General features: G+C 70.6%; 14 protein-coding genes. 6 read left to right on the forward strand and 8 right to left on the reverse strand.

Annotated features, from left to right (window positions below; all coding sequences use genetic code 11):
- Positions 1 to 19 precede the first annotated feature (19 nt).
- The 4 genes from G5B56_RS10610 to guaD are packed head-to-tail and all read right to left on the reverse strand — an operon-like array spanning position 20 to position 4967.
- Positions 20 to 946 carry an ABC transporter permease gene (locus G5B56_RS10610; protein WP_164963171.1) on the reverse strand — a complete coding sequence of 309 codons (927 nt, stop codon included), beginning with the start codon at positions 944 to 946 and terminating at the stop codon, positions 20 to 22.
- A gap of 7 nt (positions 947 to 953) precedes the next feature.
- A complete protein-coding gene (locus tag G5B56_RS10615) occupies positions 954 to 2033 on the reverse strand; it encodes an ABC transporter permease (RefSeq protein WP_029718500.1) in 1080 nt (359 codons plus the stop codon).
- A complete protein-coding gene (locus tag G5B56_RS10620; protein ID WP_164963172.1) occupies positions 2033 to 3538 on the reverse strand; it encodes an ABC transporter ATP-binding protein in 1506 nt (501 codons plus the stop codon). Before G5B56_RS10620 ends, G5B56_RS10615 begins: the two co-directional genes overlap by 1 nt.
- Before the next feature lie 4 nt (positions 3539 to 3542).
- Positions 3543 to 4967 carry a guanine deaminase gene (gene guaD, locus G5B56_RS10625; protein ID WP_164963173.1) on the reverse strand — a complete coding sequence of 475 codons (1425 nt, stop codon included), beginning with the start codon at positions 4965 to 4967 and terminating at the stop codon, positions 3543 to 3545.
- Between the two features lie 256 nt (positions 4968 to 5223).
- On the opposite strand from guaD, the gene xdhA reads away from it, so the two are divergent.
- Genes xdhA through xdhC form a run of 3 tightly spaced genes read left to right on the forward strand, consistent with a single transcriptional unit; the run spans position 5224 to position 9811 of the window.
- Positions 5224 to 6696, forward strand: coding sequence for a xanthine dehydrogenase small subunit (gene xdhA, locus G5B56_RS10630; RefSeq protein WP_164963174.1), 1473 nt, complete (start codon positions 5224 to 5226; stop codon positions 6694 to 6696).
- Positions 6697 to 6713: 17 nt separating this feature from the next.
- Positions 6714 to 9029, forward strand: coding sequence for a xanthine dehydrogenase molybdopterin binding subunit (gene xdhB, locus G5B56_RS10635; protein ID WP_240920693.1), 2316 nt, complete (start codon positions 6714 to 6716; stop codon positions 9027 to 9029).
- Positions 9026 to 9811: a xanthine dehydrogenase accessory protein XdhC gene (gene xdhC / locus G5B56_RS10640; RefSeq protein WP_164963176.1), complete on the forward strand. Its 786-nt coding sequence runs from the start codon at positions 9026 to 9028 to the stop codon at positions 9809 to 9811. The genes xdhB and xdhC overlap by 4 nt, the downstream gene beginning before the upstream one ends.
- 63 nt (positions 9812 to 9874) lie before the next feature.
- On the opposite strand, the gene G5B56_RS10645 is transcribed toward xdhC, so the two are convergent.
- On the reverse strand, positions 9875 to 10687 hold the full coding sequence (locus tag G5B56_RS10645; RefSeq protein WP_230246335.1) for a Crp/Fnr family transcriptional regulator: 813 nt from the start codon (positions 10685 to 10687) through the stop codon (positions 9875 to 9877).
- A 295-nt stretch (positions 10688 to 10982) separates the two neighbouring features.
- On the opposite strand from G5B56_RS10645, the gene G5B56_RS10650 reads away from it, so the two are divergent.
- Positions 10983 to 12875: an LTA synthase family protein gene (locus G5B56_RS10650; RefSeq protein WP_081467586.1), complete on the forward strand. Its 1893-nt coding sequence runs from the start codon at positions 10983 to 10985 to the stop codon at positions 12873 to 12875.
- On the opposite strand, the gene G5B56_RS10655 is transcribed toward G5B56_RS10650, so the two are convergent.
- Complete coding sequence (locus tag G5B56_RS10655; RefSeq protein WP_164963177.1) at positions 12854 to 14482, reverse strand: 3-(methylthio)propionyl-CoA ligase; 1629 nt, start codon at positions 14480 to 14482, stop codon at positions 12854 to 12856. The two genes, G5B56_RS10650 and G5B56_RS10655, sit on opposite strands and share 22 nt — an antisense overlap.
- 169 nt (positions 14483 to 14651) lie before the next feature.
- On the opposite strand from G5B56_RS10655, the gene G5B56_RS10660 reads away from it, so the two are divergent.
- Complete coding sequence (locus G5B56_RS10660; protein WP_240920694.1) at positions 14652 to 16184, forward strand: hypothetical protein; 1533 nt, start codon at positions 14652 to 14654, stop codon at positions 16182 to 16184.
- Positions 16181 to 17107, forward strand: a complete 927-nt coding sequence (locus tag G5B56_RS19860) for a hypothetical protein (RefSeq protein WP_230762780.1) — start codon at positions 16181 to 16183, stop codon at positions 17105 to 17107. Before G5B56_RS10660 ends, G5B56_RS19860 begins: the two co-directional genes overlap by 4 nt.
- 113 nt (positions 17108 to 17220) lie before the next feature.
- Here G5B56_RS19860 and G5B56_RS10670 read toward each other — a convergent pair whose 3' ends face one another.
- Together G5B56_RS10670 and uraH are read right to left on the reverse strand one after the other, a co-directional pair.
- Positions 17221 to 18414, reverse strand: a complete 1194-nt coding sequence (locus tag G5B56_RS10670) for a urate hydroxylase PuuD (protein WP_164963178.1) — start codon at positions 18412 to 18414, stop codon at positions 17221 to 17223.
- A 155-nt stretch (positions 18415 to 18569) separates the two neighbouring features.
- The gene (uraH, locus tag G5B56_RS10675; RefSeq protein ID WP_164963179.1) at positions 18570 to 18923 is read right to left on the reverse strand and encodes a hydroxyisourate hydrolase; all 354 of its coding nucleotides are present in this window, start codon (positions 18921 to 18923) and stop codon (positions 18570 to 18572) included.
- Between the last annotated feature and the right edge of the window lie 52 nt (positions 18924 to 18975).

Consider the following 18975-nt stretch of genomic DNA (forward strand, 5'->3'; position numbering starts at 1 on the left):
CAGAAATTATTGGCCCGGCTCACGAACCGGGGAAGAACGGTTTGCCGAGCGAGGCCGGCATGTTGATCCGGATCCACGCCGGATTGCGGGAAATCAGCACCAGCACGACGATCGTCGCGACGTAGGGCAGCATGCTGAGGAACTGGCTCGGGATCTCGACGCCCTGACTCTGCAGGTGGAACTGCAGCATCGTGACGCCGCCGAACAGGTAGGCCCCAAGCAGCACTCGTGCCGGGCGCCAGGTCGCGAAGGTCGTCAGCGCCAGCGCGATCCAGCCCTTGCCGGCGACCATGCCCTCGACCCACAGCGGCGTGTAGATCACCGACAGGTAGGCTCCGGCCAGCCCGCACAGCGCGCCGCCGGCGACCACGGCCGCCAGGCGGATCTTGCGCACCGGATAACCCAGCGCGTGCGCCGATTCGGGCGACTCGCCGACCGCACGCAGCACCAGACCGGCGCGCGAGCGGTAGAGGAACCAGGCCAGCGCCACGGCCAGCGCGATCGCCAGGTAGACCATCGGGTGCTGGCGGAAGAAGGCCGGGCCGAGGAACGGGATGTCCGACAGGAAGGGCACGGCGAACGACGGCCGCTCGCCGAGCTTGCCCTGCACGTAGCCGATGCCGACGAAAGCCGAGAAGCCGGCGCCGAACAGGCTCAGCGCCAGGCCGCTGGCGTACTGGTTGGTGTTCAGCCAGATGACCAGCAGGCCGAACAGCGCCGACAGCAGCGCCCCGGCGCCGATGCCGGCGGCGAAGCCCAGCCAGTCGCTGCCGGTGTGCATCGCGGTGGCGAAGCCGGCGATCGCGGCGACCAGCATCAGGCCTTCGGCGCCGAGGTTGACGATGCCGGCGCGTTCGTTGATCAGCAGGCCCAGCGCGGCGATGGCCAGCACCGTGCCGGCGTTCAGCGTCGCCGCGATCAGCAGGGGGAGGGTGGTGAAGTCCATCGCGGTCTCAGGCCTTGGCGCGCGCCGCGTGCCACCAGCGCACGCGGTAGTGGATCAGCGTGTCGCAGGCCAGCAGCGTGAACAGCAGCAGGCCCTGGAAGACGCCGGTCAGCGACTTGGGCAGGCCCAGGCGCGACTGCGCGAGTTCGCCGCCGATGTAGAACATGCTCATCAGGATCCCGGAGAAGACGATGCCCACCGGGTGCAGGCGGCCGACGAAGGCGACGATGATCGCGCCGAAGCCGTAGCCGGCCGGCACGTACGGCGTCAGCTGGCCCAGCGGCCCGGCCGCCTCCAGCCCGCCGGCCAGCCCCGCCATGCCGCCGGACAGCAGCAGCGAGGTCCACAGCGCGCTGCGCGACGAGAAGCCGGCGTAACGCGCCGCCGCCGGCGCCAGGCCGCCGACCTGCAGCTGGAAGCCCCGGTAGGTGCGGAACATGAACGCCCAGAAGCCGACCACCGCGACCAGCGCGATGACGACGCCGATGTTGGCGCGCAGGCCGTCGACGAGGCGCGGGATCTTGGTCAGCGCGTCGAAGGTGATGGTCTGCGGGAAGTTGTAGCCGTTCGGGTCCTTCCAGGGGCCGTAGACCAGCCAGCCGAGGATCATCTCGGCGACGTAGACCAGCATCAGGCTGACCAGGATCTCGTTGGCGTGGAAACGGTCGCGCAGCGCGGCGACGACGCCGGCCCAGACCATGCCGCCCAGCACGCCGGCGAACAGGATCACGACGACGATGCCGCGGCCCATCCAGGCCAGCGCCGGCGCCTGCATCGCCACCCAGCCGGCGGCCAGCGCGCCGATGACGAACTGGCCCTCGGCGCCGATGTTCCAGACGTTGGAGCGGTAGCAGACCGCCAGCCCCAGCGCGATCAGGATCAGCGGCGTCGCCTTGACGCTCAGCTCCGACAGCGCGTACAGGTTCTTCACCGGCTCGACGAAAAACACCTGCAGGCCGCGCACCGGGTCCTTGCCGAGCAGGACGAAGAGCACCACGCCGATCAGCACCGTGATCGCCAGCGCCAGCAGCGGCGAGGCGATCGACATCCACTTCGACGGCTCGGGCCGTGCCTCGAGCTTCAACATCAGGCCGTCTCCCGCGGCGCCCACAGGCCGCTCATCCATTCGCCGATCTTCTCGATCGTCGCCTCGGCGACGGGAATCGACGGCGACACGCGCCCCTGGGCGATGACGATCAGCCGGTCGCTGATCTCGAACAGTTCTTCCAGCTCCTCGCTGACGACGAGCAGCGCGCAGCCGGCGTCGCGCAGCTTCAGCAGCTCGCCGCGGATCAGCGCCGCGGCGCCGACGTCCACGCCCCAGGTCGGCTGGCTGACGATCAGCAGCTTCGGGTCGGCGTCGATCTCGCGGCCGACGATGAACTTCTGCAGGTTGCCGCCGGACAGGCTCTTGGCCGCCGCGCCCGGGCCGCCGGCCTTGACGTTGAAGCGCTGGATGATCGAGTCGGCCAGCGCCGTGACACGCGCGCTCGGGATCCAGCCGGCACGCGACACCGTCTCGGTGCGCGTCAGCAGCGTGTTCTGCGCCAGGCTCAGCGTCGGCACCGCGCCGCGGCCCAGGCGTTCCTCGGGCACGAAGTGCAGGCCCTCGTGGCGGCGCTTGCGCGCGCCGTGGTGGGCGATGTCGCGGCCGAACAGGCGGATGCTGCCGTGCGGCGCGCGCCGGTCCTCGCCGGACAGCGCGGCCATCAGCTCCTGCTGGCCGTTGCCCGAGACGCCGGCGACACCGACGATCTCGCCGGCGCGCACGTCGAAGCCGATGTCCTTCAGGTCGACGCCGAACTGGTCCTCGCGCGCCAGCGACAGGCCCTTCACCGCCAGCACCACGTCGCCCGCCGGGCGCGTGCCGTGCTGCAACTGCGGCGGCTCGGCGCCGATCATCAGCCGCGACAGGCTGGCGTTGCTCTCCAGCGTCGGGTCGACCTCGCCGGTGACCTTGCCGCCGCGCAGCACCGTGCAGTGGTGGCACAGCGAGCGGATCTCGTCGAGCTTGTGGCTGATGTAGAGGATGCTGGTGCCGCGCTCGGCCAGCTGGCGCAGCGTGACGAAGAGCTTGTCGACGGCCTGCGGCGTCAGCACCGAGGTCGGCTCGTCGAGGATCAGGAGCTGCGGGTCGGTCAGCAGCGCACGCACGATCTCCACGCGCTGGCGCTCGCCGACCGACAGCGTGTGCACCGGGCGCAGCGGGTCGACGTCCAGGCCGTAGGTGTGCGCGACCTCGGTGATGCGGCGCGTCACCTCGGGCAGCTTCATCGCCTTGTCCAGCCCGAGCCAGACGTTCTCGGCCGCGGTCAGCGTGTCGAACAGCGAGAAGTGCTGGTAGACCATGCTGATGCCCAGCGCACGCGCTTCGGCGGGGCTCTTCACCGTCACCGGCCGGCCGTTCCAGCGGATCGTGCCGGCGTCGGGCTGCACGGCGCCGTAGATCACCTTCATCAGCGTCGACTTGCCGGCGCCGTTCTCGCCGAGCACGGCGTGGATCTCGCCCGGCTTGACGCGCAGGCCGACGCCGTCGTTGGCGCGCACCGCGGGGTATTGCTTGGTGATGCCGTCGAGTTCGAGGCGGTACATGGACTCAGGAGTGCCGCGAACGGACGTCGGCGCCGTCGGCGTGTTGGGGGTCTCGTGGATCGGGACGGGTCGCAAGCGCCGTGCCAATGTCGACATTTTGAAGCATGCGGCCGCGTTCGAAACGCGGCACGCCGGCCACCCAGGCGGCGGCGACGTTGCGCTCGTCGGCCAGCGTCATCCAGGCGAAGACACGCGCGTGCAGGTCCTGCGCCGGCAGCGACGCCACCGCACCACGTGCCACGGCGTCGCGGTGCAGCGCGGCGGCGCCGTGCGCCCAGTCCCAGGCGACGACGTCGGCCGTGGCGCCGACGTCGAAGTGGCCGATCTCGGCGCCCAGGCCCAGCGCCTCGGCGGCGCCGCGTGTGGCGGCGTGCAGCGCGCACCAGGCGGTCAGCCGCGTGCCGCGCAGCGCCTGCACCTTGTAGCCCTCGGCCAGCGTGCGCTGCATCGACAGGCTGGTGCCGCCGCCGACGTCGGTGGCGATCGACACCTTGTGGCCGTGGGCCATCGCGGCCTGCCAGTCGAACAGGCCGCTGCCGAGGAACAGGTTGCTCGTCGGGCAGAACGCGATCTGCGCGCCGGTGGCGGCGAGCAGGCGGCGGTTCTCGTCGTCGAGCCAGATGCCGTGCGCCAGCACCGAGCGCGGCCCCAGCAGGCCGTGGCGGTGGTAGACGTCGAGGTAGCTGCGCGCCTCGGGGAACAGGCGCGCGACCTCGGCGACCTCGTCGCGGTTCTCGGCGACGTGGGTCTGCAGGTACAGGCCCTCGTGGCGTGCCAGCAGGCGGCCGGCCATCGCCAGCTGCTCCGGCGTGCTGGTGATCGCGAAACGCACCGTCACCGCGTAGGCGTTGCGGCCCTCGCCGTGCCAGCGTGCGATCAGCGTCTCGCAGTCGCGTTCGGCGCCGGCGACGTCGTCGGTCAGCGCCGGCGGCGCGCCGCGGTCCATCAGCACCTTGCCGGCAACGAGGCGCATGCCGCGTGCGCTGGCGGCGGCGAACAGCGCCTCGGCCGAAGCCGCGTGCACCGTCGGGAAGACGACGGCGCTGGTCGTGCCGTGCGCCAGCAGCGCGTCCAGGAACAGCCCGGCGCCGGCGGCGGCGACCTCGGGGTCGGCGAAACGCTGCTCGGCCGGGAAGGTGTAGGTGTCCAGCCAGTGCAGCAGCCCTGGGCTCCAGCTCGCGATGACGTCGAGCTGCGGGCAGTGCACGTGGGTGTCGATGAAGCCGGGCATCAGCAGCCGGCCGCTGTGCTCCTCGCGCCGCCAGTCCTCGCCGGGCGGCTCGCGGCCGGGCAGGGTGCCGGCGATGCGGCCGTCCTCGATCAGCAGCCAGTGGTCGGGGCGCCAGCGCACGCCGTGCAGCGCCGGGTCGCCCCAGGCCGGCGTGGCCTCGAAGTCCAGCAGGTCGCCGTGCAGCGCGAGTTTGTTCACCGGGCACTCCGTTCCGTGCTGGTGCACCGGGGCAGGCCCGCGGATTGCATGCAAAACAGCGCGCAAGCAGGCACGCGCATGCCGAGGGCAGCGCGCAGGTCGACCTCGGGGGCGCTGCGTTCGGGCTTCACGGTGGTGGTGATCTCGCGCGGGCCCTGTGCACCGGGCCGCGTCGCGGGTGGCGATATTCTGCCCGTGCTGCACGTTCGTGCGGCTTGCGCTGTACCGTGGTCCCACCGCATCCGATGCCTTGCCGATGAGCGAACCCCGTCCGATCCGCGTTTTCCACCGCCAGCGCATCGTCGAGATCGCCGACGCGCCGGCCACCCTCAGCGTGCTGGAGTGGCTGCGCCAGGAGCAGCGCCTGGTCGGCACCAAGGAGGGCTGCGCCGAAGGCGATTGCGGCGCCTGCACCGTGGTCATCGGCGAGCTGGGTGAGGACGGCCGGCTGAAGCTCGAGACCGTCAACGCCTGCATCCGCTTCCTGCCGACGCTGGACGGGCGGGCGCTGTTCACCGTCGAGGACGTCGCGCCTGGCGGCGTGCTGCATCCGGTGCAGCAGGCGCTGGTGGCACACCACGGGTCGCAGTGCGGCTTCTGCACGCCGGGCTTCGTGATGTCCTTGTGGGCGGCCTACGAGCGCCACCAGGCCGCCGGCACGCGGCCGACACGCCAGGAGCTGGCCGACGAGCTGGCGGGCAACCTCTGCCGCTGCACCGGCTACCGGCCGATCCTCGACGCCGGGCTGGCGATGTTCGACGCGCCGCCGCTGCGCCTGGACACGGCGCCGGTCGTCGCCGCGCTGCAGCAGATGCGCGCGGCGCCGCCGCTGCACACCGCCTCGGGATTCCACGCGCCGCGCACCGTCGACGAACTCGCCGCGCTGCACGAAGCGCGGCCCGACGCGCGCCTGCTCGGCGGCGGCACCGACATCGGCCTGTGGGTGACCAAGCAGTTGCGGCTGCTGCCCGAGCTGATCTGGACCGGCGACGTGCCCGAACTGCGCCGCGTCGAACGGCGCGAGGACACGCTGGTCATCGGCGCCGCGGCGTCGCTCGAAGACGCCTGGGCCGCGCTCGCCGCCGAGCACCCGCAGCTGGCCGAACTGTGGCGGCGCTTCGCGTCGCCGCCGGTGCGCCACGCCGGCACGATGGGCGGCAACGTCGCCAACGGCTCGCCGATCGGCGACTCGGCGCCGGTGCTGCTGGCCCTGGACGCGCGCCTCGTGCTGCGCCGCGGCGAACGTGTGCGCGAGCTGGCGCTCGCCGACTTCTACGTCGACTACCTGAAGAACCGGCTCGAACCGGGCGAGTTCGTGCAGGCCATCGTCGTGCCGCACGCCGCGCCGGGCACTGTCGTGCGCGGCTGGAAGATCTCCAAGCGCCACGACTCCGACATCTCGGCCGTCTGCGCCGCCTTCGCCTTGCGTCTGGACGGCGACACCGTGCAGCAGGTGCGCCTGGCCTACGGCGGCATGGCGGCGACGGTCAAACGCGCCGCGGCGGCCGAGGCGGCATTGCAAGGCCGGCGCTGGGACGAAACCGCGCTGCGCGCCGCGCAGGCGGCGCTCGACGCCGACTACACGCCGCTGAGCGATTTGCGCGCCAGCGCGGCCTACCGCATGCAGGTCGCGAAGAACCTGCTCGAGCGCCTCTGGCTCGAAACCCGGCCCGACGCGCCGTTGCCTGCGGCAGCGCTGGACGTCTGGCAGCGTGAGGTGCAAGTTTGAACGCGCCGGCGCATCCGTTGCCCGCGACGGCCGTCGTCGGCCGCTCGCGCCCGCACGAGTCGGCTGAGGCGCACGTCGCCGGCAGCGCGCCCTACACCGACGACCTGCCGGAGCTCGCCGGCACGCTGCACGCCGCGCTGGGCCTGTCGCCGGTGGCGCACGGCGTGCTGCGCAGCGTCGACCTGGCGCGTGTGCGCGCCGTGCCGGGGGTCGTCGACGCCTTCTGCGCCGACGCCATCCCCGGCGAGAACCAGTGCGGCTCGCTCGTGAAGGACGAGCCCATCCTCGCCGGAGGCCCAGGTGCCACGCTGCGCCACCTGGGCCAGCCGGTCTACGCCGTCGTCGCGACGACACGCGAAGCCGCGCGGCGCGCGGCGGCGCTGGCGAAGGAGGTCATCAGCTTCGATGCGCTGCCGCCGGTGCTGGACGCGATGCAGGCCCATGCCGCCGGCCAGCACGTCGTGCCGCCGATGCGGCTGGCGCGCGGCGACGCGGCGGCTGCCTTGGCCGCGGCGCCGCACCGTGTCGAACTCGACTTCGGCGTCGGTGGCCAGGAGCACTTCTATCTCGAAGGCCAGATCGCCTACGCCCAGCCGCAGGAGCAGGGCGGCATGAAAGTGCTGTGCTCGACGCAGCACCCGAGCGAGATGCAGCACCTGGTCGCGCACGCGCTGCACCGGCCGTCGCATGCGGTGCAGGTCGAGTGCCGGCGCATGGGTGGCGGCTTCGGCGGCAAGGAGTCGCAGTCGGCGCTGCCGGCCTGCGTCGCCGCGGTGGCGGCGGTGCGCACCGGCCGGCCGGTGAAGCTGCGGCTGGACCGTGACGACGACTTCCTCGTCACCGGGCGGCGACACGGCTTCCGCTACCAGCTCGCGCTGGGCCATGACGACGCCGGGCGTGTGCTCGGCGCCGAGGTCACGATGGTCGCCAACGCCGGCCACTCGGCCGACCTGTCCGGGCCGGTGGTGACGCGTGCGCTGTGCCACTTCGACAACTGCTACTGGCTGCCCGACGTCGCGATGCAGGGTTACGCGGCGCGCACCAACACCCAGAGCAACACCGCCTTCCGAGGTTTCGGCGGGCCGCAGGGCGCGTTCGCGATCGAGTACGCGCTGGACAGCGTCGCACGCCGCCTGGGCCGCGACGCGCTGGACGTTCGCCGCGCCAACTTCTACGGCGTCGGTGAACGTGACTTGACGCCTTACGGCCAGCGGGTCGAGGACAACATCGTCGCGCCGCTGGTCGACGAGCTGGCCGCCAGCAGCGGCTACGCCGCGCGCCGCGAGGCCGTCGCCGCCTTCAACGCCGCCAGCCCGGTGCTGAAGAAGGGGCTGGCGCTGACGCCGCTGAAGTTCGGCATCTCGTTCAATGTCGTGCACCTGAACCAGGCCGGTGCGCTGGTGCACGTCTACCTCGACGGCTCGGTGCTGGTGAACCACGGCGGCACCGAGATGGGCCAGGGGCTGAACACCAAGGTCGCCCAGGTCGTCGCGCACGAGCTCGGCCTGCCGTTCGAGGCGGTGCGCGTGACCGCCACCGACACGCAGAAGGTCGCCAACACCTCGGCCACCGCGGCCTCGACCGGCAGCGATCTCAACGGCAAGGCGGCGCAGGACGCCGCGCGCCGCATCCGCGAGCGGCTGGTGGCCTTCGCCGCGCGGCGCTGGGGCGTCGCCGCCGAGGACGTGAGCTTCGCCGACGGCCGCGTGTTGGCCGGCGGCCATTCGATGTCCTTCGCCGAACTCTGCAACGCCGCCTACCTGGAGCGGGTGCAGCTCTGGAGCGAAGGCTTCTACGCCACGCCCGGCCTGTCCTGGGACCGCCAGACGATGAGCGGCAAACCCTTCTACTACTTCGCCTGGGGTGCCGCCTGCAGCGAGGTGCTGGTCGACACGCTGACCGGCGAATGGCGGCTGCTGCGCGCCGACGTGCTGCACGACGTCGGCGCCTCGCTGAACCCGGCGCTGGACATCGGCCAGGTCGAGGGCGCCTTCGTGCAGGGCATGGGCTGGATGACGATGGAAGAGCTGGTCTGGCACCCGAAGACCGGGCGCCTGGCCACGCATTCGCCGAGCACCTACAAGATCCCGACCGCCAACGACGTGCCGCCCGAGTTCCACGTGCGCCTGTTCGGCCGGCCCAACGCGCAGGACAGCATCCACCGCAGCAAGGCCGTCGGCGAGCCGCCACTGTTGCTGCCGTTCTCGGTGTTCTTCGCGATCCGCGACGCCGTCTCGGCGGCCGGCGGCCACCGCGTCGACCCGCCGCTGTCGGCGCCGGCCACGAGCGAAGCCATCCTCGCCGCCGTGCAGGCGGTGCGGAGCGCGCCGTGAGGCTGGCGGCGACCGCCGCACGCTGGCGCCGCGAGCGCCGGCCGGCGGTCGTCGTCGAGCTGCGTGCGGTGCGCGGCTCGGTGCCACGCGAAGCCGGCACACGCATGCTGGTCGCGGCCGACACGACCGAAGGCACGATCGGCGGCGGGCACCTGGAGCTGAAGGCGATCGAACGAGCCCGTGCACTGCTGCGCGGCGAAGCCGTCGAGCCCGAATGGGCCGTGCCGCTGGGCCCGGCGCTGGGCCAGTGCTGCGGCGGCCATGCGACGCTGGCCTTTCTGCCGCTGTCTGACTGCCCGCCCGAGACCTGGCCGCTGCCGGCGCCGCGTTTCGTGCTGCAGCTGCACGGCGCCGGCCACGTCGGCCGCGCCATCGTGCGCGTGCTCGACGAGATCCCCTGCCGCGTGTCGTGGGTCGACGAACGTGAGGACGCTTTTGACAGTGTCGAGCTGCCGCCTCAGGTGCAGGCGGTGGTGGCCGCCGCGGCGGCCGACGAAGTGGCACGCGCGCCGGCAGGCGCCTGCGTGCTGGTGATGACGCACCGCCACGACCTGGACCTGGAGATCGTGCACGCGGCGCTGGCGCGGCCGGACCTGGGTTTCGTCGGCCTGATCGGCTCGCGCACCAAGCGCGAACGTTTCCTCGCCCGCCTGGCGGCACGCGGCCATTCGGCCGAGGCGCTGGCGCGCCTGGTCTGCCCGATCGGGCTGCCGGGCATCGCCGGCAAGGAGCCGGCGGTCATCGCCGTCGCCGTGGTGGCACAGCTGCTGGCGCGCAGCTGACCGCACAAAGAAAAAGCGGGGGCTTGAAGCCCCCGCGAATCTTCGACGTTCCTTGAGGAGGAATCAGCCGCCGGTGGCGATCTGGCGCAGCGCCGGTGCGTCGAGCACCTGGACGTTGTAGCCGGCCACCGAGATCACGCCCTGGCGGGTGAGGCTGCGCATCAGGCGCGACAGCGTCTCCGGGGTGATCGCGAGTTGCGACGCGATGTCGCGCTTGCGTTCGGTCAGGCGCACCACGCCGCGCAGGCCGGCGGCGTCGGTCAGCTCGATGCGCTGCACCAGCCACGCGGCGAAACGTGCCGGCGCGTCCTTGTGCATCAGCTCGTGCGTGTTCATCTGCAGCGTCTGCACTTCACGCGCGAGGCTGGCGACGAGGTGGCGGCCGAGCGCGGGGTACCGCTCGATCAGCGCCTGGACCGCGTCACGCGGCAGCTCGACGACGACCGCTTCGGTCGTCGCACGGGCATCGAGCGCGTGGTTCTCGTGCAGCCACGCCGAGCTCTGGTCCAGCCAGGCCGGGCCGCGCACCGGACGTTCGATGTGGAAGACGCCGTCGGCGCCGCGATAGCCCAGCGCGACGTCGCCGCTCTGCACCAGCACCAGCGCGTTGGCGCCGTCGCGACGGTCGAACACGGTCGCGCCGGCGGGCACGGTGCGCACGCGGGCGATCGAGGACAGCGCGAGCTGCTCGGCGGTGGACAGCGCCGGCGTGCCGAAGAGACCTTGCCAGGTGCGCGCGTCCGGACCACGGGTCTCGGGCCGGTCGTCTTCGCGCACCGGCGCGGCGCTCGGGCGAGCCGTCGTCGTCGGACGCAATGGCGGGCGCGCTGGTCGTTCAGCCAGGGCGCCGTCGGGCATCTGGAAACTGTGTTGCATGTTGTCACCCCTACCCGGCCTACAGGCGGGTGGAGGCACTTTCCAGTACCCCTACGGGGTGCCGATTGCGCCAGATCAAGCGGCAGGCGCGGTATGAAGCCGGGCAAAACGGCATCTGCGCCAGGACAAGTGGCTTGCCCATGCTCAGGTCGGTTACGAGGCGATTCCATCGCCTGCGAGGCCGCACGCGCTTGATGCGTGCGCGCGAGGGCGCTGCGGCCGGGCTTTGCACAGCAATGCACGTCCCTGGAGAGTTTGCCCTGCGGCCGGCGATGGCCGGGCCTACAGTGCCGCCATGTCCGAGCTGCAGCGCGGCCCCGAGCCGCCGCGATCAACCGCCGATTCCCCTCCGCCCGCCGCCAGCGCACGATGGCTCGCCGCGTTGCGCTGGCTGGCCGGGCCGGCGGCGGCAGCCGCCTGCGCCTACAGCGCCGTGCACTGGGCGGACCTGTTCGCGATGCGCTGGCCGCAGCGGCATCTCTGGCTCTTCAGCGCGCGCGACACGCTGGCCTGGGAGGTCGACCTGCTGAACGCGCTCTTCGGCCTGACGCTGTATGCGCTGGCGCGTCTGGTCTTCACGCCGCTGGCGGCGGCGCTGACGGCGATCACGCTGCTGGGCACGGTGGCGGTGGTCTCCGCGCGCAAGATGCTCGAGCTGGACATGCCGCTGCTGCCCTGGGACCTGTGGTTCGTCGGCAATCTCGCCGACTTCGCGGCCTTCCTCGGCTGGTCGCTCGCGGCGGTGGCGGCGCTGGCGGCCGCGGCGGCGGCGGTGCTGCTCGTGCTGGCGTGGCGCTGGCGGCATGCCGTGTTCCGCCGCCGCCGCGGCATCGCCCGCTCGGCGGTTGCCGCCGCCGGCCTGGTCGGTGTCTGCGCCTGGGGCGTGGTGCTGCCGCCGACGCCCCGGGGCCTGTCCGGGCAGGTGCACAACATCACCTGGGACCAGGGCGCGAACTTCGCCAACTTCGGGCCGTACTACGCGTTCGCGGTCAACCTGCCGTTCATCGGCATCCCCCGCCCGGCGGCCGACGACCTGGCCGCGGCCCGGGCGCTGGATGCCGCCGCGTCGCCGGCGGCGGGGCCTGGCGGTGAACGTCCCGACATCGTGCTGCTGCTGTCGGAATCCTTCACCCGGCTGCCGGAGCAGCTCTTCGGCAAGCCCTACGGCTGCCTCGCCGCGGCACCCGAGTCGCGCCTCGTGTCACCGGCCTGGGGCGGCTTCACGGCCAACGTCGAGTTCGAGCTGCTGACCGGCTACCCCTACGCGATGCTGCCGCCGGGCTCGGTGCCGTTCCAGATGTACCTGTCGCGGCCGGTCGTGTCGGCCCTGCCGCGTGTGCTGCGCGACCGTGGCTGGCGCACCCAGGCCGTGCACACCTTCCACCGCGACTTCTTCTCCCGTCCGCAGGCCTATGCCGCGCTGGGCATCGACGACTACGCCGGCCTCGAGGACCTGCCCGGTGCGGCCCGGCGCGGACAGTACGTCGACGACCGCGTGCTCTTCGACCAGATCCTGAAGCGCCTGGACGCCCCGGGCGCCGAGCCGCGCCTCGTGCACGCCGTCTCGATGATGGCGCACCTGCCCTACGACTGGGAGGGCCGCTTCCCGCTGGAGCCGGGGCTGGCCGCGCGTCTGCCGGCCGGGCTCGACGACGACGCCCTGGCGCTGACGCAGTACGCGTCGATGCTCTACGACCACGAGCGTGCGTTCTGCGGCTTTCTGGAGCAGCTGAAGTCGCGGCCGCGGCGCACCCTCGTGCTGTTCTACGGCGACCACTATCCGTCGTTCGGCTCGCTGGCGGTCTACGAACGCCTGAACCGGGTGCTGCACGGCGCCGACGCGCCGCTGAACCTGGAGCGCGACTTCTCCAAGCCGCCGCTGGCGCTGTTCGACAGCCGCGACGGCTTCGTCACGCTGCCCGACGAGGTGGCGGCCTACAACCTCGGCGCGCTGGTGCTGCAGCAGGCGGGGCTGGCGGCGCCGGGGCATTGGGCGATGCCGCACAAGCGCGACCGGGTGACGCTGGTGCGCCGGCTCTACGTCGCGGCCAACCAGTCGAGCGGTTCGCTGGCCGCCGCCGCGGCCGGCACGGACAGCCCGGAGCTGCGCACGCTGCGTGCGCACGCCTGGCGGCACCTGTTCGGGCCGGCCGTCGCCGACGACGATCAGGCCGCCGGCAGCCGGTAGTCCTTCAGCATCTCGCGCAGCTTGTTCTTTTGCATCTTGCCGGTGGCGCCGAGCGGGATGGCGTCGACGAAGACGACGTCGTCGGGTGTCCACCACTTGGCGATCTTGCCTTCGTAGAAGGCCAGCAGCTCCTCGCGCGTCAGGTCGGCGCCGGGCTTGCGCACGACGACCAGCAGCGGGCGTTCGTCCCACTTGGGGTGTGGCACGGCGATGCAGGCGGCGATGGCCACCGCCGGGTGCGCCATCGCGATGTTCTCCAGGTCGATCGAGCCGATCCATTCGCCGCCGGACTTGATGACGTCCTTGCTGCGGTCGGTGATCTGCATGTAGCCCTCGGCGTCGATGCGTGCGACGTCGCCGGTCGGGAACCAGCCGCCGCGCAGCGGGTCGCCACCCTCGCCCTTGAAGTAGCGCGACAGCACCCAGGGCCCGCGCACCAGCAGGTCGCCCGAGGCCGCGCCGCCCCAGGGCAGCTCGCGTCCGGCGGGGTCGACGATCTTCATGTCGACGCCGTAGACCGCGCGGCCCTGCTTGGCCATCACCGCGAAGCGTTCCGCTTCCGGCAGCGCCAGGTGCTGCGGCTTGAACGCGGCCACCGTGCCGACCGGGCTCATCTCCGTCATGCCCCAGGCGTGCAGCACGTGCACGTCGTAGTCCTCGGCGAACTTGCGCAGCATCGCCGGCGGGCAGGCCGAACCGCCGACGACGGTGCGGCGCATCGAGCTGAACTTCAGCTTGTTCGCGTCGACGTAGGCCAGCAGCGCCTGCCAGACCGTCGGCACGCCGGCCGAGACCGTCACCTGCTCGGACTCGAACAGCTCGTACAGCGACTTGCCGTCCAGCCCCGGGCCGGGGAAGACGAGCTTGGCGCCGGTCATGCAGGCCGCGTACGGCAGGCCCCAGGCGTTGACGTGGAACATCGGCACCACCGGCAGGATGCTGTCGTTGGCCGAGCAGTTCAGCGCGTCGGGCAGGGCGATCGCGAAGGTGTGCAGCACCGTCGAGCGGTGGCTGTAGAGCACGCCCTTGGGGTTGCCGGTGGTGCCCGAGGTGTAGCAGAGCGAGCTGGCGGTGTTCTCGTCGAACTCGGGCCAGTCGTAGTGGTCGTCCTGCGCCTCGAGCAGATCCTCGTAGCAGAGCAGGTTGGGGATCTTCGGGTCGGCCGGCATGTGCGCGCGGTCGGTCATCGCGACGAAGTGGCGGATCGTCTTCGTGCGCCCGGCCACCGCCTGCACCAGCGGCAGGAAGCTCAGGTCGAAACACAGCACCTGGTCCTCGGCGTGGTCGGCGATGTAGACGATCTGGTCGGGATGCAGGCGCGGGTTGATGGTGTGCAGCACCGAGCCGGCGCCGGAAACGGCGTAGTACAGCTCCATGTGGCGGTAGCCGTTCCAGGCCAGCGTGCCGACCCGCTCGGACGGTTTGACGCCCAGCGCCGCCAGCGCGTTGGCCAGGCGGCGGGCGCGGGCCGCCATCTCGCGGTAGGTATAGCGGTGGATGTCGCCTTCGACGCGGCGCGAGACGACCTCGCGGTCGCCGTGGTGGCGCTCGGCGTGCACCAGCAGCGAAGAGATCAGCAGCGGCTGCTGCATCATCAAGCCGTTCATTCTTGTCTCCTGGTCTGTTCTGGGGCTGGCGTCCGACGCGGTGCCGGCGGGGCTCGACCCATTCTGTCCAAGCCCCCGGCGCTGCCGCATGCGGGATGGCCCGCAGCGGTCGCCAAGGTGACTGGCGCCCGGAAGGGGCGGCCCACCCGCCGGGGCGATGCGGGGCGTGATGCCGGCGCGTATCAACGCGCCGATGTCCGACGCCAACCCCTTGGAGAACGCACTCGCCTGGTTCACCAGCGCGCCGGCGCGCTGGCGCAGCGACGCCGAGGCGGTGGCCGAATGGGTGTGGGTGGTGCTGCAGGGCGACTTCGCCGACAACCCGACGACGGCGCAGACGGTCACCGGCGGCCTGATCTCGATGATCCCGCTGGTCGACCAGCTCAGCGACCTGCGCGACCTGGTGGCCAATGTGCGGGCGCTGCGGGAGGACGAGAACGACCCGTGGCGGTGGGTGGCGCTGGCGTTGACGCTGGTCGGGTTGTTTCCGACGCTGGGCAGCCTGGTGAAGACCGGGTTGAAGGTCGTGGTCGCCGAAGCGCGGCGGGAGGTGTACAGAGTCGGGAAGCTGGGGCGGCGGGGCCTTCGGACTCTGGAGGGAGACGGCCTATGGAAGGCCACATCAGGCGCGGTCGACCGGGGCGTCGCCACGTTGAGCGTGTTCTTCTCCAGTCTCCCGATGCGAAAGGCGCTCGCAGCCCAACGTGTCGACCGAGTCTTTCAATACCTGGCGACCGAACTTCGAGAACTGGCTGCAGGCCTCGACACGGCAAAGCTGCGGGCTGCGTGCGAGGAAGCACTTGCCACCCTCGACGACATGCTGCGGCGACTGCAATGGTGGGGCGGAGCCATGCTCAAGAGGCCGTTGGGCGAACTGATCGACACGCTGCAGTGGGTGCATGGTCGCCTCGACCAAGGACTCAAGACGGTGACCGAGCCTTTGAGCTACTGGTTGGAGTGCGTAGCGCGGCGGCTGGAAGTCGAGGGGGATATGCAGTTCCGGGCGATGGTCAACGCTAAGACAAAGCACGACGATGTTCTTCCTCCCGCAAGGCTCTCGTCGTCAAGTGAGATCGAGTCAATTCGTCGGAGCTGTCCGGATTGGGTGACGATTCTGCCTCGCAGGCCGCCATACCCTGCTCTTGTCGTGCCGCCAAAGCCGCCGGCTGGTCATTTTGATATTGGTCCGGAAGAGTCGGCGGCTGTGAGGGGTGTATTTAAGACGTTCTCAGGGGTTGTGGTTCCTGATGTTCTGCCTCCGGGCGCGCGTCTGGTTCGCGTTGTTGATCCTCGCTCGCGTGATAACAGTCCGCACTGGATGTCGGAGTCCGAGTTTCATACGATGACAAGTAAAGAGGATTGGCGCGCCAAGTGTGCGGTGTGGCAATCATGGAATGGTGATGGCGAGTATGTTGTCTATGTGGTGCCTCCCGGTGACGGTTTGAAAGTTTGGCGCGGGCGCGCTGCATCTCAGCAACTCACTAATGCGAAGGGCGAAGTCGTGACTTCGGATTCTGGTGCAGGCTACTGGCTGACTGGTGGTGCTGAACAGATCGTGGTAAACCCGGCTGATTTGGATCCGGCCTTCATTGGCAAACGGATGAAGACGGGCTGGACGTACGCGGACGCTGATCGCGATGACCTGCTGCATCCGATCGGGGTCCCTGAGGTCCGCAACATGTGGGGAGTAGAAGAGCGATGAGTGTCGGCTTTGATCCTTGCGAAATATTTCTTTTGTCTCGGTACGCTTCGCTTGAATACTTTGGCGAGATGCGCGATGCCTATGCGGGCTGTGTCCATGCGGCGGAGGAGGCGCTTGAGTTTGCTATGCGCAACCTGCCGAGAAACTATCGCAGTCAACCTGTTAATGCACAGGTGGATGTTGTCTGGGGTGGGCTTGTTATCCCGAATCTGCAAGCTGTATTGGGTGGTCTGAATAGCGCATACATTGCGATATCTCACGGCGACGTGGTCGCGATTGCTCGCGCTTCTGGTGTCTCGGGGGCGTTTGCTGCAATTGCTCGAGACTATAGTTCGGATTGGATGCGGGCATCGTATCGAGGTCGTTATGAAATGGGGTGCCATAAGTCGTGGCTTATGGCGAGTAACGTCTATCACACGTATTTTTGTACTTGGACGCCAGGAGTTCTTTCGTGGAATTACCGGGCGGACTGTCGCGGACCGCTTGAGCCGCCGGATTCCTGGCCCGTCTACCGCCCCAATCCCCAAGTACGAGTCAAGACCGGCGACAAGATCGTGGTCAGCGGCGTCTATCTGCCCGCCGAAGCCGGCTGCGCGCAGTTCCTGATCGCGGGTCAGGAAGCGCTCGGCGCCTTGCCTCCGGACGATCCGAACGACCTGCGGACGACCGACGAACGCGCCATCCCCACCACCTGGACCCTCGTCGAGAAGATCGCCGACTCCGGCGGCGGCATCCCCGGGGCGTCGGACCCCTGGCTCGCCGGCATCCGCGAGCGTTGCGTGGCGGGCGAGGCTTGCCCGCGCACCGGCTGGTGGACGACACCGGCGGCGCCGGCGCGGCGGCGTTTCGTCGCGGGCACGGTGATGCCCGAACTGGGCGGCGACTGGGGCACGACGGTCTGGCAGCTCGACCAGCCGGACTGAACCCCGGCCCGCCGCAGGACGCCCGGGCATGGCGTGCCGGAACCACACGCCGCAGACACACGCCGGAGACACGCGCCGCAGACACACGCCGCAGCCGCGCGCAGCAGGCTGCGCTACTGGGCCCCGCCCTCGTACCAGCGCGCCAGCAGCACACGCTCGTCGTCGCTGATGCCCGTCGCGTTGTTCAGCGGCATCGCCTTCAGCACCACCGCCTGCTGGTAGATCGCTTGCGCATGCTGGCGCACCAGCTCCGGCGTGTGCAGCGCGACGTTCTTCTGCTGCAGCTGCGCGTTGTGGCAGACCACGCAGCGCTGCTCGACGACCGCCTGCACCTGCGCCAGCGTCACCGGCGCGGCGCTGGCCGCCTGCGGTGCACGCGGCGCCGGCGCCAGCCAGACGATCAGCGCGGCGATCAGTGCGACACCGGCCGCCGCGTAGCCCCACGGCGGCTGCACGCCTTTCAGCTTCGCCTTGTGGCGCGCGACGAAGAACTGGCGGATCGCCGCGCCGGCGGCCATCAGCACCACCAGCACGGCCCAGTTGTGCGTGCCCTGCGTCAGCCAGCCGTAGTGGTTGGACAGCATCGCGATCAGCACCGGCAGCGTGAAGTAGGTGTTGTGCACGCTGCGCTGCTTGGCGCGCTGGCCGTGCACCGGGTCCACCGGCTGACCGGCCTTCATCTGCGCGATGACGGTGCGCTGCCCCGGGATGATCCAGAAGAAGACGTTGGCGCTCATCGCCGTGGCCATCATCGCGCCGACCAGCAGGAAGGCCGCACGCCCGGCGAACAGCTGGCAGGCCAGCCAGGCGGCGAAGACGACGACGACGGCGATCGCCGCGCCGACGAGCTTGTCGCCGCCGGCGCGTCGCCCCAGCGTGCGGCAGATGAGGTCGTAGACGATCCAGAACACCGCCAGGAAGGCCAGCGCCGCGGCCACCGCGGCACCCGGCGCCCAGTCCAGCCGCGTGCGGTCGACGAGGAAGGTGCCGGCCTGGAACAGGTAGAGCACGGTGAACAGCCCGAAGCCGGTCAGCCAGGTGCTGTAGCTCTCCCAGAAGAACCAGTGCAGCTTGTCGGGCAGCGCCTTCGGCGCGACCAGGTACTTCTGCGGGTTGTAGAAGCCGCCGCCGTGCACTGCCCAGAGTTCGCCGTCGACACCCTTGCGCTTCAGCTCGGGGTCGGCGGGCGGCTCCAGGCTGCTGTCGAGGAAGACGAAATAGAACGACGAGCCGATCCAGGCGATCGCCGTGATGACGTGGGCCCAGCGCAGCAGCAGGTTGGCCCAGTCGAGAAGATAGGTTTCCATGGCAGGAATCGTCGCGAAGCGAGGGGGCTCACCACGGCGGGCGCTCTGAGCCGGTTCGTGTCGCGCCGAGGGCAGCCCGCAAGACCGGGCCGCCCGCCCACGGCGACTGCGGAAGACAGGTTAACGCGTCGGGTCTTGCAAGCGCCGTGCCCTATTCACGAGCCGCGGTAGGTCGAGTGGCTCCACGGGCTGACGAGCAGCGGCACGTGGTAGTGGCCGGCGGCGTCGGCAATGCCGAAGTCGATGCTCACGGTGTCCAGGAACGGCGGCTCGGGCAGCTCGACGCCACGCGCACGGAAGTAGGGCGCCACCGCGAACAGCAGGCGGTAGCGCCCGGCGGCCATCTCGTGGGCCGCCAGCAGCGGGCCGTCGGCGCGGCCGTCGGCGTTCAGCGTCAGCTGTTTGAGCGTCGTCGCCGTGCCGCCGTCCAGGCGCTGCAGCGTCACCGCCATGCCGGCCGCGGGGCAGCCGTGCGCGGTGTCGAGCACGTGGGTGCTGAGATGTCCCATGCGAGGTCCGTTCGTGTTGTCGACCAAAGTGTATACACTAATCGGCGACTCC

Origin of the sequence: Rubrivivax sp. JA1026 (assembly GCF_011065555.1) — a bacterium.
Taxonomy (GTDB): domain Bacteria; phylum Pseudomonadota; class Gammaproteobacteria; order Burkholderiales; family Burkholderiaceae_C; genus Rubrivivax; species Rubrivivax benzoatilyticus.

What these genes read in the sequence shown, in the direction of transcription:
- G5B56_RS10615 (WP_029718500.1), bottom strand. Translation starts at nt 2,033, where the DNA reads ATGTTGAAGCTCGAGGCACGGCCCGAGCCGTCGAAGTGGATGTCGATC.
- G5B56_RS10650 (WP_081467586.1), top strand. Translation starts at nt 10,983, where the DNA reads ATGTCCGAGCTGCAGCGCGGCCCCGAGCCGCCGCGATCAACCGCCGAT.
- uraH (WP_164963179.1), bottom strand. Translation starts at nt 18,923, where the DNA reads ATGGGACATCTCAGCACCCACGTGCTCGACACCGCGCACGGCTGCCCC.
- G5B56_RS10670 (WP_164963178.1), bottom strand. Translation starts at nt 18,414, where the DNA reads ATGGAAACCTATCTTCTCGACTGGGCCAACCTGCTGCTGCGCTGGGCC.
- xdhA (WP_164963174.1), top strand. Translation starts at nt 5,224, where the DNA reads ATGAGCGAACCCCGTCCGATCCGCGTTTTCCACCGCCAGCGCATCGTC.
- G5B56_RS10620 (WP_164963172.1), bottom strand. Translation starts at nt 3,538, where the DNA reads ATGTACCGCCTCGAACTCGACGGCATCACCAAGCAATACCCCGCGGTG.
- G5B56_RS19860 (WP_230762780.1), top strand. Translation starts at nt 16,181, where the DNA reads ATGAGTGTCGGCTTTGATCCTTGCGAAATATTTCTTTTGTCTCGGTAC.
- G5B56_RS10645 (WP_230246335.1), bottom strand. Translation starts at nt 10,687, where the DNA reads ATGCAACACAGTTTCCAGATGCCCGACGGCGCCCTGGCTGAACGACCA.
- G5B56_RS10610 (WP_164963171.1), bottom strand. Translation starts at nt 946, where the DNA reads ATGGACTTCACCACCCTCCCCCTGCTGATCGCGGCGACGCTGAACGCC.
- G5B56_RS10660 (WP_240920694.1), top strand. Translation starts at nt 14,652, where the DNA reads ATGCCGGCGCGTATCAACGCGCCGATGTCCGACGCCAACCCCTTGGAG.
- G5B56_RS10655 (WP_164963177.1), bottom strand. Translation starts at nt 14,482, where the DNA reads ATGAACGGCTTGATGATGCAGCAGCCGCTGCTGATCTCTTCGCTGCTG.